Origin of the sequence: Acidovorax sp. (assembly GCF_047607405.1) — a bacterium.
Lineage (GTDB): Bacteria > Pseudomonadota > Gammaproteobacteria > Burkholderiales > Burkholderiaceae_C > Acidovorax.
In genome coordinates this window covers 1-15,862 of the sequence record NZ_JASGDA010000038.1, presented here as the reverse complement: position 1 = coordinate 15,862, position 15,862 = coordinate 1, and the positions used below count along the sequence as shown (strand labels likewise).

Annotated in this window: 11 protein-coding genes; 4 read left to right on the top strand and 7 right to left on the bottom strand. The window is 69.9% G+C overall.

Going from position 1 to position 15,862, the window contains the following annotated elements:
- Positions 1–33 precede the first annotated feature (33 nt).
- On the bottom strand, positions 34–1,557 hold the full coding sequence (locus QM569_RS04785; RefSeq protein ID WP_414986086.1) for a CoA-acylating methylmalonate-semialdehyde dehydrogenase: 1,524 nt from the start codon (positions 1,555–1,557) through the stop codon (positions 34–36).
- A 100-nt stretch (positions 1,558–1,657) separates the two neighbouring features.
- Here QM569_RS04785 and QM569_RS04780 point away from each other — a divergent pair, with 100 nt between their 5' ends.
- Positions 1,658–2,554 (top strand): LysR family transcriptional regulator, encoded by an 897-nt coding sequence (locus tag QM569_RS04780; RefSeq protein WP_414986085.1) that lies wholly within the window; start codon positions 1,658–1,660, stop codon positions 2,552–2,554.
- A gap of 72 nt (positions 2,555–2,626) precedes the next feature.
- On the opposite strand, the gene QM569_RS04775 is transcribed toward QM569_RS04780, so the two are convergent.
- Positions 2,627–2,785: a DUF3309 family protein gene (locus QM569_RS04775; RefSeq protein WP_414986084.1), complete on the bottom strand. Its 159-nt coding sequence runs from the start codon at positions 2,783–2,785 to the stop codon at positions 2,627–2,629.
- 194 nt (positions 2,786–2,979) lie between these two features.
- Here QM569_RS04775 and QM569_RS04770 point away from each other — a divergent pair, with 194 nt between their 5' ends.
- Positions 2,980–4,137, top strand: coding sequence for a Fic family protein (locus QM569_RS04770; protein ID WP_414986083.1), 1,158 nt, complete (start codon positions 2,980–2,982; stop codon positions 4,135–4,137).
- 84 nt (positions 4,138–4,221) lie between these two features.
- Here QM569_RS04770 and QM569_RS04765 read toward each other — a convergent pair whose 3' ends face one another.
- The 5 genes from QM569_RS04765 to QM569_RS04745 all read right to left on the bottom strand — a co-directional run bounded on the left by QM569_RS04765 (position 4,222) and on the right by QM569_RS04745 (position 11,217).
- Positions 4,222–5,829, bottom strand: coding sequence for a DHA2 family efflux MFS transporter permease subunit (locus QM569_RS04765; RefSeq protein ID WP_414986082.1), 1,608 nt, complete (start codon positions 5,827–5,829; stop codon positions 4,222–4,224).
- Between the two features lie 136 nt (positions 5,830–5,965).
- Positions 5,966–7,189 (bottom strand): efflux RND transporter periplasmic adaptor subunit, encoded by a 1,224-nt coding sequence (locus tag QM569_RS04760; protein WP_414986081.1) that lies wholly within the window; start codon positions 7,187–7,189, stop codon positions 5,966–5,968.
- Between the two features lie 48 nt (positions 7,190–7,237).
- Positions 7,238–8,701, bottom strand: a complete 1,464-nt coding sequence (locus QM569_RS04755) for an efflux transporter outer membrane subunit (protein WP_414986080.1) — start codon at positions 8,699–8,701, stop codon at positions 7,238–7,240.
- Between the two features lie 20 nt (positions 8,702–8,721).
- Positions 8,722–9,234, bottom strand: coding sequence for a MarR family winged helix-turn-helix transcriptional regulator (locus QM569_RS04750; protein WP_414986079.1), 513 nt, complete (start codon positions 9,232–9,234; stop codon positions 8,722–8,724).
- A gap of 144 nt (positions 9,235–9,378) precedes the next feature.
- On the bottom strand, positions 9,379–11,217 hold the full coding sequence (locus QM569_RS04745) for an ABC transporter ATP-binding protein (RefSeq protein ID WP_414986078.1): 1,839 nt from the start codon (positions 11,215–11,217) through the stop codon (positions 9,379–9,381).
- A 334-nt stretch (positions 11,218–11,551) separates the two neighbouring features.
- Here QM569_RS04745 and QM569_RS04740 point away from each other — a divergent pair, with 334 nt between their 5' ends.
- Positions 11,552–14,692 carry an EAL domain-containing protein gene (locus QM569_RS04740; RefSeq protein ID WP_414986077.1) on the top strand — a complete coding sequence of 1,047 codons (3,141 nt, stop codon included), beginning with the start codon at positions 11,552–11,554 and terminating at the stop codon, positions 14,690–14,692.
- Positions 14,693–14,809: 117 nt separating this feature from the next.
- Positions 14,810–15,862: sigma-70 family RNA polymerase sigma factor (locus QM569_RS04735; protein WP_414986076.1), on the top strand; the 1,053-nt coding region annotated here is incomplete at its 3' end.

Below are 15,862 nucleotides of genomic sequence, written 5' to 3'. Positions count from 1 at the left end.
AGCAAGCGCTGGAGGCCATTTTGACCGATATTTCTACTTCAGGCTGATGGTGGTGTTCACGCCGTGGGCGACGGTGCTGTCGTCAAACCAGCGCGCCGTCACCGTCTTGGTCTGCGTGTAGAACAAAACCACCTGCTTGCCATACGGCCCCAGGTCGCCCAGCTTGGACGCGCGCGAGCCGCTGAACGAGAAGATCGGCACCGGCACGGGGATCGGCACGTTGATGCCCACCTGGCCCACGTCGATCTCCTCCTGGAACTTGCGCGCCGCCGCGCCCGACTGCGTGAAGATGGCCGTGCCGTTGCCGTTGGGGTTGCTGTTGATGAATTCGATGGCCTCGTCGATGTCTGCCGCCGCCGCCAGGCACAGCACGGGGCCGAAGATTTCCTGGTCGTAGATGCTCATGCCGGGCTTGACGCCGCTGAAGATGGTCGGGCCGACGAAGTTGCCCTTCTCGTAGCCCGGCACGGCGGGCTTGCGACCGTCCAGCTCCAGCGTGGCGCCGTCGGCAATGCCGCGCTCGATCAGGCCCTCCACGCGGTCGCGCGCGGCGCAGCTCACCAGCGGGCCCACGTCGGTGCCCTTTTCGGTGCCCGCGCTCACCTTGAGCGTCCTGGCCTTGGCGACGAGGTCGGGAATCCACTGCTGCGCCTCGCCCACCAGCACCACCACCGACAGCGCCATGCAGCGCTGGCCCGCCGCGCCGAAGGCCGCGCCCGCCAGGGCGTTCAGCGTCTGCTCCTTGTTCGCGTCGGGCAGCACGATGGCGTGGTTCTTCGCGCCCATCATGCACTGCACGCGCTTGCCCGCCAGCGATGCGCGGTTGTACACGTGCGTGCCGACCTTGGTCGATCCGACAAAGCTGATGGCCTTGATGTCCGGGTGGTCGCAGATGGCGTTGACCACGTCCTCGCCGCCGTGGATCACGTTCAGCACGCCGGGCGGAATGCCCGCCTCCAGCGCCAGCTCACACAGGCGCATGGTCACCATCGGGTCCTGCTCGCTGGGCTTGAGCACGAAGGTGTTGCCCGTGGCGATCGCCATCGGGAACATCCACAGCGGAATCATGGCCGGGAAGTTGAACGGCGTGATGCCCGCGCACACGCCCAGCGGCTGCATCAGCGTGTAGGTGTCCACGCCGCCCGCCACGTTGTTCGCCAGCTCGCCCAGTTGCAGGTTGCCGATGCCCGCGGCGTGCTCCACCACTTCGAGGCCGCGGAACACGTCGCCCTCCGCGTCGGGCAGGGTCTTGCCCTGCTCGGCGGTCAGCAGCGCGGCCAGCTCGGCCATGTTCTCGCGGATCAGTTGCTGGTATTTGAGGAAGATGCGCGCGCGCGCGCCGATGGCGGTCTTCTTCCAGGTCTTGAAGGCGTCGCGGGCAGCGGCGACCGCCGCATTCACCTCGTCGGGCGTGGCGAAGGGCACGCGCGCCAGCACTTCTTGCGTGGCGGGGTTGACCACGTTGCGCCATTGCGTGGTCTTGGACTCGACGAACTGGCCGCCGATCAGCAGCTTGACGGTGGGGGCCAGCACGGCGGTGGAAGTCGGTGCGTTCATGGACTTGTCTCCTTCAAAAGATGGGGCATCTTAGGTGTGCGAAATTGGTAGATCAAGAGACAATGATGCACTTTGGTTCTGCAAATTTGCACAGCACGCCATGGACTGGGACAACCTGCGCTACTTCCTCGAACTGGCCCGCAGCGGCACCCTGGCCGCCGCCGCCCGCCGCACGGGCGTGGAGCACACCACCGTGGCCCGCCGCATCCAGGCGCTGGAAAAGCAGATGGGCGCACCCCTGTTCGCCCGCGAGGCCGCAGGCCACCGCCTGACCGAGGCAGGCCGCCACCTGCTGCCCGCCGCCGAGGCCATGGAGGCCGCCGTCCACGGGGTGGAGCGCTTCGCGCCCGCCAGCGCGGCCAGCAGCGGCCCGTCGGGCCTGGTGCGCGTGGGGGCCACGGAGGGCTTCGGCACGCTCATCCTCGCGCAGCACCTGGCGCGCCTCACGCAGCAGCACCCGCACCTGTCCATCGACCTGCTCGCGCTGCCGCGCATGCTGCACCTGTCGCGGCGCGAGGCGGACATCGTCATCTCGCTGGAGCGGCCCAAGCGCGGCTCCGTCATCGTCACACGGCTGGCCGACTACACGCTGTACCTGTACGGCCAGCGCGAGGCGCTGGCCCGCCGCCCATTGGTCAGCCAGCCCGAAGACCTGCGCCACCACGCCTTCGTGAGCTATGTCGATGACCTGCTGTTCACCAAGGAGCTTCAGTTCCTGGACCAGCTCCACCAGCCCGAGCGCTTCGCCCTGCGCAGCACCAGCATCACCGCCCAATACGAGGCCGTGCGCGCGGGCGCGGGCCTGGCCGTGCTGCCCGCCTTCCTGGCCGACCGCGACCCCACCCTGGCCCGCGTGCTGCCGCAGGCGGCGCGCTTTACCCGCACCTTCTGGATGAGCATGCCCCTCGACAACAAGCACCAGGCGCGCATGCAGGCGGTGTGGGGGTTCCTGAAAGACGTGGGGCAGCAGGAGGGCGTGCGGCTGCGGCCTGGGTGACGGGCGCAAAAACAAAAGCGGCCCGCAAGGCCGCTGTGTGTGCGCAGGACGCGGGGGCATGCCCCGCAACCCTCATATCCGTTCCATCAGCAGCAGGATCACCAGGATCAGCACCACCAGGCCGATGCCGCCGCTCGGCCCATAGCCCCAGGAGCGGCTGTGGCCCCAGGTGGGCAGGGCGCCAATCAGGATGAGGATCAGGATGATCAGCAGAATCAGCGACAGCGACATGGTGGTTCCCTCCGGGAATGGGGTGGTAGATGCCCGCCATTCTTCGCGCAGCGCCGCCGCCCGCCAGCCGGACGGGTGCGCGTGGTGGCGTCAGGGTTTTCCGACGGGGGTCTGGGAGGCCGACGGGGCACCACGTCGTTAAATCAAATTAAATCATGGTTTAATTTCCGCGACGATATGAAAGCAGGCTTTCAATGACCCGCAGCACAGGCACCTACGCGATCTCCACCACGCTCGGTGAAGCCGTCCGGGCGTTCGTGCCCCATCCGCTGCCGCCCACCGGGCCACCTCTGGCGTTGGCATCTTTCACGGCCCTTAACCGGCAAGCGGAACTGGCGCTTGCCAGATTGGCTGGAGTGTCGGGTCTGGTTCCGTCCGTTGATTGGCTGCTCTACAGCGCCGTGCGCAAGGAAGCCTTGCTCACGTCGCAGATTGAGGGCACACAGGCCACCCTGACCGATCTGCTGGACGATGAGGCGGGTTTCAAGGTAGGCAACACCGATGACGTGGCCGAGGTCAGCAACTACCTGCGCGCCTTCCGGCGGGTGCAGGGGCAGATGCGCGATCCCCAGGGCCTGCCGATTAGCGTGCGCCTGCTGTGCGATGCGCACCGTTTGCTGCTGGACGGCGCTCGCGGTGCGGGCAAGCAGCCTGGGGAGCTGCGGCACTCGCAGAACTGGATTGGCGGCACACGTCCGGGCAATGCGGTGTTCGTGCCGCCCCCGCCAGAGCATGTGCCGCAACTGCTGTCGGGCCTGGAGAGGTTCATCCATGAAGCGCCAGACACTCTGCCGCCGCTGGTGAAGATTGCGTTGATCCATGCGCAGTTCGAGACCATCCATCCTTTTTTGGACGGCAATGGGCGCATAGGCCGCCTGCTGATCGGAGCGCTGCTGGAACACTGGAATTTGCTGGCGGAGCCGCTGATGTACCTCAGCGGGTACCTGAAGCAGCACCAGGCCGAGTACTACCGCCGCCTGTCGGCCATCCGCACGGAGGGCGACTGGGAGTCCTGGGTGTCGTTCTTTCTGGAGGGCGTGGCCGTGGCGGCGGCAGACGCCGAGCGCAGCATCATCGCCATCGCCAGCATGATTGCCGCCGACCGGAGAAAGCTGCTGCAGTCCCCCAGGGCCAGCCCCGCCAGCTACAGGCTGTTTGAATTGCTGCCGATGATGCCGCGCTTCACCGTGGAGCGGGCGCGGCAGCAACTGGCCACCACGTTTCCGACCGCCAACGCCGCAGTGCAGGTTCTGGAGCAGTTGGGCATCGTGGTGGAATTGACCGGACAGAAGAAGAACCGCAGCTACAGCTATCAGGGCTACGTTGATTTGCTGTCCGATGCGCGTGGTTAGTGTGGTGTCTCACAAGCCCGCATTTGCTACACTAACGATAGCTGCCAGCGCTTGCTGCATAAGCGCTGGAGCCCATTTTGACCCTCAATGCGCCCCGCCCGCATCCGCCGCCGCACCGCCCCGCGCGGGCCGCTTCGTCAGCCAGATCAGCCCGATCAGCAGCAAGAAGATGCCGGCCGAGCCGATGAAGATGTCGTCCGCCGCGCGTGTGAACGCCTGCTGGTCGATCAGCCGGTTGATCTGCGCCAGCGCCTGGGGCTGCGACAGGCCCGCGGCCGTCAGCTTGTCCAGCGTGGCGGCGAACACGCCCTGGCCCTGCACCAGCCCTTCGGTCAGGTGCGCGTGGTGCATGGCGGCGCGGCTTTCCCACAGCGTGGTGGCGATGGATGTGCCCATGGCCCCGGCGGTGATGCGCACGAAGTTCGACAGGCCCGCCGCCGACGGAATGCGCTCGGGCGGCAGCCCGGCCAGGGTCAGCGTGGTCAGCGGGATGAAGAAGAAGGCCATGGCCCCGCCCTGGATCAGCGTGGGGACGAGGATGTGCATGAAGTCCGTCTCCACCGTGAAGCGCGAGCGCATCCACAGCACCAGGCTGAACACGATGAAGGCCAGCGTCGCCATGCGGCGCGGGTCCCACACGGCCACCTTGCGGCCCACCAGCGGCGTGAGCAGTATGGCGAACACGCCCACCGGCGCCAGCGCCATGCCCGCGCTGGTGGCGGTGTAGCCCATCCACTGCTGCAGCCACAGCGGCAGCAGCACCACGTTGCCGAAGAACAGGGCATACGCCACCGACAGCGCCAGCGCGCCGAAGGCGAAGTTGCGCCGCGCGAACAGGCGGATGTCCACCACCGGGTGCTTGTCCGTCAGCTCCCACACCAAAAAGATGGCGAAGGAGATCGCGGCGACGATGGTCAGCGTGACGATCTCGCCCGAGGCGAACCAGTCCAGCTCCTTGCCCTTGTCCAGCATGAGCTGCAGCGCGCCCACCCACAGCACCAGCAGCGACAGGCCCACGGTGTCGATGGGCAGCTTGCGCACCGGCGTCTCGCGCTTGCGGTAGATGCTCCAGGTGAGCAGGGCGGCCAGCAGGCCCACGGGCACGTTGATGTAGAAGATCCACGGCCACGAGATGTTGTCGGTGATCCACCCGCCCAGCAGCGGCCCGACCACGGGCGCGACCAGCGTGGTCACGCCCCACAGCGCCAGGGCCGTGCCTGCCATCGCGGGCGGGTAGCTGGCGAGCAGCAGGGTCTGCGACAGCGGGATCATCGGCCCCGCCACCAGCCCCTGCAGCACGCGGAAGAACACCAGCGCCTCCAGCGAATGGGCGAAGCCGCACAGCCACGAGGTCAGCACGAACAGCAGCACGCTCATGGTGAACAGCCGCACGGCGCCAAAGCGCTGCGTGAGCCAGCCGGTCAGCGGCACCGAGATGGCGTTGGCCACGCCAAAGCTGGTGATGACCCAGGTGCCCTGGCCGGGGCTCACGCCCAGGTCGCCCGCGATGGCAGGCAGCGAGACGTTGGCGATGGACGAGTCCAGCACGTTCATGAACGTGGCGAGGGACAGCGCCAGCGTGCCCAACAGCAGGGCAGGGCCGTGCAGCGGCGGGTGGGCTGCGGGCGGGCGTGGGGGTGGCGCCGCAGGCGCTGGGGCGCCAGCGGCGGCGGTGGGGTTGGCGGCGGTCATGCGCTGGGGCCTTGGTATGGCTCCCTCTCCCGCTGGCGGGAGAGGGCGGGGGTGAGGGGGGTGTTGCGGGCCTGCGGCTGGCCCTCACCCCAACCCTCTCCCAGGGGGAGAGGGAGTGAATGCAGTGGCGCGGCGGTCATTGGACGCGGGTCGCGGCAGTCTTGCGCCCCAGGTTGGCGGCGATGACCTGCGCCACCTCGTCGTCCGCCGCCTTGAACTGCGCGTCGAACACCGTGGTGGCGGCCACGGGCGCGGTGCGCTGGGTGTCGGCCAGGGTCTTGCCGGTTTGGTCGGTCGTGTCCACCTTCACTTCCATCGACAGGCCCACGCGCAGCGGGTGCTCGGCCAGTTGCGCGGGGTCGAGCGCGATGCGCACGGGCACGCGCTGCACCACCTTGATCCAGTTGCCGGTGGCGTTCTGCGCGGGCAGCAGGGCAAAGGCCGCGCCGGTGCCCGCGCCCAGGCCCGTCACCGTGCCCTTGTAGGTGACCTTGGTGCCGTACACGTCGGCTTCCAGCTCGGCGCTCTGGCCGATGCGCAGCTTCTGCAGCTGGCTTTCCTTGAAATTGGCGTCCACCCACAGGTTGTCCAGCGCCACCAGGGTCATCAGCGGCGCACCGGCCTGCACGCGCTGGCCCACCTGCACGCCGCGCTTGGCAATGTGGCCGGACAGCGGCGCGACCAGGCGGGCGCGCTGCACGGCCAGGTACGCCTCGCGCACGCGGGCGGCGGCGCGCTGCACGCTGGGGTGCTGCTCTATGGACGTACCCTCGGTCTGCGTCAGGCTGGCGGCCAGTTGCTCCTGCGCGGCCAGCACGGCGGACTGGGCGGCGGCCACGGTGCTCTTGGCGGCGGTCAGTTGCGCGGTGGCGTGCTGGAATTCTTCCTTGCCCACCGCGCCGCTTTGCGTCAAGGGGGTGCGGCGGTTCACGTCGTCCTGGGCGCGCGCGGCGTCGGCCTGGGCGCGGGCCAGGTCGGCGCTGCGCAGGCTGACCTGGGCGCGCAACGTGGCGTTGTTGGCGTAGAGCGTGCGCACTTCGCGCACCGTTTGCGCGAGCTGGGCCTCGGCCTGCTCCAGCGCCACGCGGGCGTCGGCGGGGTCGAGCTGCACCAGCAGTTGCCCGGCCTTCACGTAGTCGGTGTCGTCCGCGCCGATGGCGACCACGGTGCCGCCCGTCTGCGGCGTGATCTGCACCACGTTGCCCGCCACGTAGGCGTTGTCGGTCGTCTCCACGTGTCGGCCATTGGCCCAGTGCCAGCCGCCCCAGGCGATGCCCGCCAGCACCACGGCGGCGGCCACGGCGGTCAGGCCCCGGCGGCGGGCGGTGTTGGTTTCACGGGGTGTCAGAGGTTCGCTCATGGCTGTGATCTTTCGGTGTTTGTTGTGTTTGGTTTTTGCGGGAAGGAATTAGCGCGCTGCGGCGTGCAGCGTGTCTGTATCGTCGGCCCAGCCGCCGCCCAGGGCCTTCATCAGCACCAGGCGGGTGTCGAGCTGGCGAGCGCGCAGGTCCACGGCCAGGCGGCGCTGGGCCAGCACCTGGCTTTCGGCGCCCAGCACGATCAGGTAGGTGCCCAGCCCGGCGCGGTAGCGCTCCTGTGCGAAGCGGTAGGCGCGTTCGGCGCTGGCGGCGGCTTCGTCCTGCAGGGCCTGCTGGCGGGTGAGCGACTGCACGGATGCCATGGCGTCGCCCGCTTCCTTCACGGCATCGAGCACGGCGCCGTTGTATTGGGCGATGGCGGTGTCCAGCTCGGCCTGCCTGCCGCCCAACTGGGCGCGCAGCCTGCCGCCGTCGAACAGGGGCAGGCGCAGCGCGGGCGTCACGCCCATCTGGCGCGAACCTGCGTTGAACAGCTTGTCCAGCCCCAGCGCGTTCAGGCCGATGAAGGCCCCTATGTTGACGTTGGGGTAGAACTCGCTGCGCGCGCTGCGCACGCCCTGGGTGGCGGCCTCCACGCGCCAGCGCGCGGCCACCACGTCGGGGCGGCGGCCCAGCAGGTCGGCGCCCAGGGCCTGGGGCACGGGGGCGTTTTGCAGGTGGTCGAGCTGTGGGGCCAGGGCGGACAACGCATCGGGCGCCTGGCCGGTCAGCACGGCGAGCTGGCGGCGCGCCAGGGTGATCTGCTCGGCCAGCGCCTCGATCTGGGTGCGCGCATCGGGCACGGCGGCCTGGGCCTGGGTCAGCTCCACCTGGCTGTCCAGCCCGGCGGAGACGCGCTCTTGCGTCAGGCGCAGTTGCTCCTCGCGCTGGGCCAGGGCGCGCTCGGCCACGCCCTGCTGCGCGATCAGCCGGGCCAGCGCCACGTAGCTGCGGCCCACCTGGGCGGCGAGGGTGTTGGCGGCGGCGGCCGCGTCGGCCTGGGCGGCGCGGGCCTGGCCCAGGGCGGCCTGCAGCTCGGCGGCATGCTGGCCGAAGAAGTCGGGCGACCACGACAGCGTGGCCTGCACCGTGCCGCTGTTGTAAGTGTTGCCCGCAATGGGGGCGGGCACCAGGCCGTTCTCGGTGTAGCGCTGGCGCGTGGCGTCCACGCCCAAGGTGGCCTGCGGGCCGTTGGCGGCCTCGCGCACCTGGCTCAAGGCCACGGCTTGCTCCAGGCGGGCGCGGCTCACGGCCAGGCTGGGGCTGCCTTGCAGGGCCTGGTCGATCAGCGCGTCGAGCTGCGGGTCGCCCAGCGTTTTCCACCACTGCGCGGGGGCAGCGGCGTCGCCGGATTCGGCCAGGCCCGCAGCGGCGGGCGTGGTCTGCGCCAGCGGGGTGTGGGGCGCGCCCGGGCTGGCGCAGCCGGTCAGGACGATGGCGGCGGCCAGGGCCAGCGCCGATACCGCGCAGTGCGCGGCCAAGGCGAAGCGGGTAGAGGGCAGGGTGGGGGTCACGGGGGCTCCGTAAGGGGTTTTCATGGGTTGGGTGGGCACGTCTGCTGGCGCTGCGCCTCGCCGTTGGCCAGCATGCGGCGCAGCAGGCCCAGCAGCTGCTGCCATTCGTCGTGGCTGAAGTCGCTCAGGTGGCGGTCAAGCACTTCGCCCAGCACGGCGGGCACTTGGGCGGCCACGCGCTGGCCCTCGGGCGTCAGCGCCACGTGGACCACGCGGCGGTCGGCGGCGGAGCGCTCGCGCACGACCAGGCCCTTGGCCTGCATGCGGTCCAGGGCGCGGGTCATGGAGGCGGGGTCGGTTTCCAGCTCGCGCGCCAGCCCGGCGACGGTGCTGGGGCCCGACGGGCAGCGCGACATCTTGAACAGCGGCACCCACTGCGCATAGGTGAGGTCGTGCGCGGCCAACTGGGCGTCGGCCTGCGTGCGGATGGAGGTCATCACCTTGCGCATCAGGTAGCCCACGCTTTGCTCGGGCGGCCAGGAGGCGGCCCCGCCGTAGAAGCGGGGGCTGGGGGAGTCAGGGGGCTGGGGCATACAGGGGAATTTAATTGACTAGACAAATATTGTCTTGCCAACAAAAAGCCACCAGCCTGGGAGCAGGGTTATTGAATGGTTGCTATGTAGTTGATAGCTGCTTGTGCTTGCTGCATAAGCGCTAGAGACCGATTTGGCTTGGATTCAGCCTTGGTCTTCGCCCAGGAATCCCCCGCTCTGGTGCGCCCACAGCCGCGCATAGATGCCGCCGTGCGCCAGCAGCTCGGCGTGCGTGCCTTGCTCCACGATGCGCCCCGCGTCCAGCACGATCAGCCGGTCCAGCGCCGCGATGGTGGACAGGCGGTGCGCGATGGCGATCACCGTCTTGCCGTGCATGAGGCTGTCCAGGCTCTGCTGGATGGCCGCCTCGACCTCGCTGTCGAGCGCGCTCGTGGCCTCGTCCAGCAGCAGGATGGGGGCGTCCTTGAGCATCACGCGGGCGATGGCCACGCGCTGGCGCTGGCCGCCCGAGAGCTTCACGCCGCGCTCGCCCACCTGGGCGTCGTAGCCGCTGCGGCCCTGCCTGTCGGTCAGCGCCTCGATGAAGCCGTCCGCCTCGGCCTTGGCGGCGGCGGCGCGCATCTGCTCCTCGGTCGCGTCGGGGCGGCCATACAGGATGTTGTCGCGCATGGAGCGGTGCAGCAGCGACGTGTCCTGCGTGACCATGCCGATGGCGCTGCGCAGGCTGTCCTGCGCCACGCGCTTGATGTCCTGCCCGTCGATCAGGATGCGCCCGCCCTGCGGCTCGTGAAAGCGCAGCAGCAGGTTGACCAGCGTGGTCTTGCCCGCGCCGGACCGGCCGATCAGGCCCACGCGCTCGCCGGGGCGGATGGTGAGGTGCAGGTGGTCGATCACCGCGCGAGCGCCGTCCTTGTAGGCAAAGCGCACGTCGTCGAAGACGATCTCGCCGCGCGGCACCGCCAGCGGCCCGGCGCCGGGCGCATCGACGATGGTGCGCGGCTTCGTCAAGGTGGCGATGCCGTCCTGGATGGTGCCCACGTTCTCGAACAGGCCCGTCATCTGCCACATCACCCAGTGCGAATAGCCCATCAGCCGCAGCGCCATGGCCACCACCGCCGCCACCACGCCCGCCGTGGCCTGGCCCTGCGTCCACAGGTACAGCGCGGTGCCCGTGCTGCCCACCAGCAGCAGCGTGATCATGAGGTGGTTGCAGATCTCGAACCGGCTCACCAGCCGCATCTGCGCATAGCCCGTGGCCTTGAAGGCGTCCATGGCGCTGCGCGCGTACTCGGCCTCGCGGCGCGTGTGGGCGAACAGCTTGACGGTGGCGATGTTGGTGTAGGCGTCGGTCACGCGGCCCGTCATCATGGAGCGGGCGTCGGCCTGGCGCTTGCCGATGGCGCCCAGGCGCGGCACGAACCAGCAGCACGCCGCCACGTAGGCCGCCAGCCACAGCGCGAACGGCAGCATCAGCCGCCATTCAAAGCTGGCCGCCAGTACCAGGATGCCGACCATGTACACCGACACGCCCACCAGCACGTCCACCACCAGGAACACCACCTCGCGCACCGACAGCGCCGTCTGCATGATCTTGGTGGTGATGCGGCCCGCGAACTCGTCGGCGTAGAACGACATGCTCTGCCCCAGCATCAGCCGGTGGAACACCCAGCGCAGCCGCATGGGGAAGTTGATCGCCAGCACCTGGTGCATGACGGCGGTGTGCAGCCAGAGCAGCAGCACGCTGCCCAGCATCACGCCCACGATGCCCAGCACCGTGCCGCGCTGCGCCTGCCAGAAGTCGGCGGGCGACGTGCTCGACAGCCAGTCCACCACGTGGCCCATGATGGCGAACAGCAGCGCCTCATACACCGCCAGCAGCGCCGACGTGGCGGTGAGCAGCGCGATCCAGCCGCGCAGGCCCTGCGTGCAGGTCCACAGGAAGGCCAGGAAACCCTTGGGCGGCACGACAGGGTCGGCGCTGGGGTAGGGCGCCACGCGGTTTTCAAAGAAGGAAAAGGGCACGGGTGAAGATCTCCAGGGGCGCCATCGTAGAGGGCCTTGCCATCCTTGCCCGCAGTCCGGCATTCGCCGCTTCATGGGCGGCGGCTCAACCAGCCCGAAGGCGCACCACCGGCGCAGCATGCCTGACCCCGTGCAAGCCGACGCCCTGCTTGAACTGCTGCGGCGCGGGCTCTGATTTTGATAGCTGCCTGCGCCTGCCAATCAAGCGCTGGAGCCTGTTTTCATCAAAAAATGGACAAACGGCCCGTGGGTTGGCAGCGGCGGCTCCACCGGCCCGCCGATTGCCGTTATCCTGCGGGCTTGCCCAACCTTCCGGCCCGCGTGCCGCTTCGCCATGGCTGACGACCTTCACCACCCCGAACGCCGCTGGCATTGGCTGACCGGCCTGGGCGTGGCCGCGCTGGGCGTGGCGCTGAGTCTGTGGCTTGCGTGCCAGCAGGCCGACGCGGTGGAGCAGACCGACCGCGCGCGCTTCGCGCAAGAGGCGCGCGCCTTCGCCGACGCGCTGGCCCAGCGCATCGACGGCCACACCGAGGTCGTCTATGGCCTGCGCGGCCTGTTCACCGCCAACCCGCACCTGAGCCGCGCCGAGTTCGACCAAGCCGCGAGCGAAATGGAGCCCGGGCGCCGCTACCCTGGCCTGCGCAACCTTTCCTTCACGCGCTGGGTGCCGCGCGCGCAGCGGGCCGAGTACGAGGCGCGCGTGCGCGCCGACACCTCGCTGTCGCTGCACGGCTACCCGGACTTCGCCATCCACCCGCCCGGCGATCGGGACGAATACTTCGTCGCCGAATACCTGTGGCCCATGACGGGCAACGAAAGCGTGCTGGGGCTGGACATCAGCGTGCAGCCCACCAACCTCGCCGCCATGCACTACAGCCGCGAAACGGGCGAGGCGGTGATGTCCGCCCCCTTCGATCTGCTGCAGGAGCAGGACCACCGCCCCGGCTTCGTGATCCGCGTGCCGGTGTACGACCATGCCGCGGGCACGGCCCTGCCGCGTTTCATCGGCGCCGTGGCCTGCACCATCCGCGTGTATGACCTGGTGCGCGCGCTCATGAACCAGGGGCTGCTCGGCGGCGTCGCGCTGTCCATGGACGACCGGGGCTCCACCCGCCCCGGCGCCACGGACGACACCGTGCGCCCGCTGCTGGCGCTGACTGCCGAGCCGCTGCCGGGCGCGCAGCCCCTGGTGCGCGACCTGGTGGTACACGACCGGCGCTGGCGGCTGACCTTCCATCCCACGCAGTCGTTCCTGTCGCCGTCCGAGGCGCGCGAGCCTGCCCTGGTGCGCTGGACGGGTGTGCTGCTGTCGCTGCTGCTGGGCACCACCGTGGGGCTGCTGTGGCGCCAGCGCGCCCAGGCCCTGGCGCGCGCCCACGCGTCCGACGCGGCGCGGCGCGAGAGCGACAAGCGCTTTGACGCGCTGTTCAACCAGACGGCCGTGGGCGTGTCGCAGGTCGAGATGACCCAGGGGCGGCTGGTGCGCGTCAACCAGCGCTACTGCGACATCGTGGGCTACACCGCCGACGAACTGCTGGCCATGGACTTCCAGACCCTCACGCACCCTGAAGACCTGGAGCCCAACCTGGCCAGCATGGAGCGCCTGCGCGCGGGCGAAGTGGCCGAGTTCCGTATGGAAAAACGCTACCGGCACAAGGACGGCCGCATGATCTGGATCGACCTTACCGTGGTCCCGCTGTGGGCGCCGGGCGCGTCGCAAGGGTTCCAGATCGCCGTGGTGCAGGACATCACCGAGCGCAAGCGCATGGAGGACACCCTGCGCACCAGCGAACACCGCCTGCGCGGCATCCTGGAGCGCCTGCCCGTGGGCGCATGCCTGGTGCGCCGGGACGGGCACATCGACTTTCGCAACCGGCGCTACGTGGAGATTTGCGGCTACACCGACGCCGACGCGCCCGACGTGGACACCTGGTGGCGCCGCGCCTTCCCCGACAAGGCCGAGCGCAAGGCCGTGCTGCGCTCCTGGCAAGCGGAAATGCGGCGCGCCAAGGCGGCGGGCGGCGTCATCGCCAGCGCCGAATACACCATCCTCTGCGGCAACGGCACCAAGAAGCCCGTCGAAGTCTCGGGCGTGGAGATGGAAGACGGGCACCTGATCACCATGGTGGACCTGAGCCAGCGCAAGCAGGCCGAGGACGAGATCCGCTACCTGGCCTTCTACGACCCCCTGACGCGCCTGCCCAACCGCCGCCTGCTGGTGGACCGCCTGCAGCAGGCCCTGGCCGCCAGCGCCCGCCACCAGCGCAGCGGCGCGCTGCTGATGCTGGACCTGGACAACTTCAAGACCCTGAACGAAACCCAGGGCCACGACAAGGGCGACCGGCTGCTGCTGCAAGTGGCGCACCGCCTGCGCGCCAGCGTGCATGAAGACGACACCGTGGCCCGCCAGGGCGGCGACGAGTTCGTGGTGGTGCTGGAAGACATGGGCGACAGCCCTGAAGACGCCGCCGCCCGCACCGAGGAGGCGGCCCAGCGCATCCTGGCCGCGCTGCGCGAGCCCTACACGCTCGACGGCGAGGTACACCACAGCTCGTTGAGCATGGGCATTGCCCTGTTCAGCGGCATGCGCGAGACGGCCGAGGAGCTGCTCAAGCGCGCCGACCTCGCCATGTACCAGGCCAAGTCCGCCGGGCGCGACACGCTGCGCTTTTACGACCCGCAGATGCAGGCCGCCGTCAGCGCCCGCGCCGCGCTGGAGCTGGACATGCGCGCGGGCTTGGCCCAGGGCCAGTTCGAGCTGTACTACCAGCCCCAGGTGGAGCGCGGCTGCATCACCGGCGCCGAGGCCCTGCTGCGCTGGCGCCACCCGCGCGACGGCTTCGTATCGCCCGCGCACTTCATCCCGCTGGCCGAGGAGACGGGCCTCATCCTGCCGCTGGGCGAATGGGTGCTGCGCGCCGCCTGCGAGCAACTGGCCCGCTGGGCGCAAGACCCGCTGCTGGGCCGCCTGAGCCTGGCCGTCAACGTCAGCCCGCGCCAGTTCCACCAGAGCGGCTTCGTGGCCCAGGTGCTGGCCGCCCTGGCGGTCACCGGTGCGGACGGGCGCAGCCTGAAGCTGGAGCTGACCGAGGGCCTGCTGCTCGCCGACGTGGAGGACACCATCCAGAAAATGGGGCAACTGCGCGGCTACGGCGTGGGCTTCTCGCTGGACGACTTCGGCACCGGCTACTCGTCGCTGGCCTACCTCAAGCGCCTGCCGCTGGACCAGCTGAAAATCGACCAGAGCTTTGTGCGCGACGTGCTCACCGACCCCAACGACGCCGCCATCGCCCGCACCGTGGTCGCGCTGGGCACCAGCCTGGGCCTGCGCGTCATCGCCGAAGGCGTGGAGACCGAGGCCCAGCGCGAATTCCTGGAACGCCACCAGTGCCACGCCTGGCAGGGCTACCTGTTCAGCCCGCCCGTGCCAGCGGCGGAGTTCGAGGAACTGGTGCGCGGGCACCCGCCGTAAGCACTATTGTTTTGATAGCTGCTGGCGCTTGATGGACGGGCGCTGGAGGCTGTTTTGATGACATGACTGCATTCTTCATTCAAGAATGATTCTTGTTCTGGTGGTTATCATCGGCGCATGCCACCGTCCGCCGACTTCACCCGCTCGCTGCTCGACGGCTTCGGCGACGCCTACCCGCAGCTGCTGCGCGTGGCCCGGCGCAGCACCGGCTGCCGCGACAAGGCGGGCGACCTCGTACACGACGCCTGGCTGCGCCTGGCCGAGCAGGCGCAAGCCGCCACGCCGGGCGAGGGCGGCGAGGCGCCGCGCGACACCGCCGCCTACCTCGCCACCCTGGCCCGGCACCTGGCGCTGGACAGCCAGCGCCGCGACCGCCTGCTGGCCGACTACCTGAGCGACGCCGCCGCCCGCCACCAGGCCGCGCCCCCGTACGCCCCCGACGTGGCCGACCACGTCATGTACCGCCAGGCCCTGGCCACGCTGGCGCAGGCCCTGGACGGCCTGCCCGAGCGCGCGCGCGACGCCTTCGTCGCCCACCGCGTACACGGCGAGCCGCAGGCCGCCATCGCCGCGCGCCTGGGCGTGGCCCTGAACACCATCGAGCGCGACCTGATGCAGGCCCACGCCTGCATCGAAGACGCGCTGCACCGCTGGCGCGGCACCACCCCCGGCACGGCGCCCGCCGCCGGGAGCAGGCGGCGCAGCCTCGCGGCCCTGCTGGGCGTGGCCGGCCTCGGCTGCACCGGCCTGCTCGGCTGGCGCCAGTGGCAGCAATGGCAGGCCGGCGCCGTGCAGTGGCAGGCCGCCCTGCGCAGCGGCCAGGGCCGGCTGGCGCTGCACACCCTGCCCGACGGCAGCACCATCCAGCTCGACGCGCAAAGCCGCGTCGGCGTGCGCCTGCTCGGCCGCTCGCGCGTGGCCGACCTGCTGGAAGGCGCCGCCTTCTTCACGGTAGTGCGCGACGAGGCCCGCCCCTTCATCGTGCAGGCGGGCGATGTGCGCGTCACCGTGCTGGGCACCCGCTTCGGCGTCGAGCGCGTGCCCGGGCGCGGTGGCGTGCTGGTGCAGGTCGAATCTGGCCGCGTGCGCGTCGAGCCCGGCCCGGGCCAACCCGCGCGCGAGCTGGGCGCGGGCGAGGCCCTGCGCGTGCATCCCGGCGGCCAGGCCGAG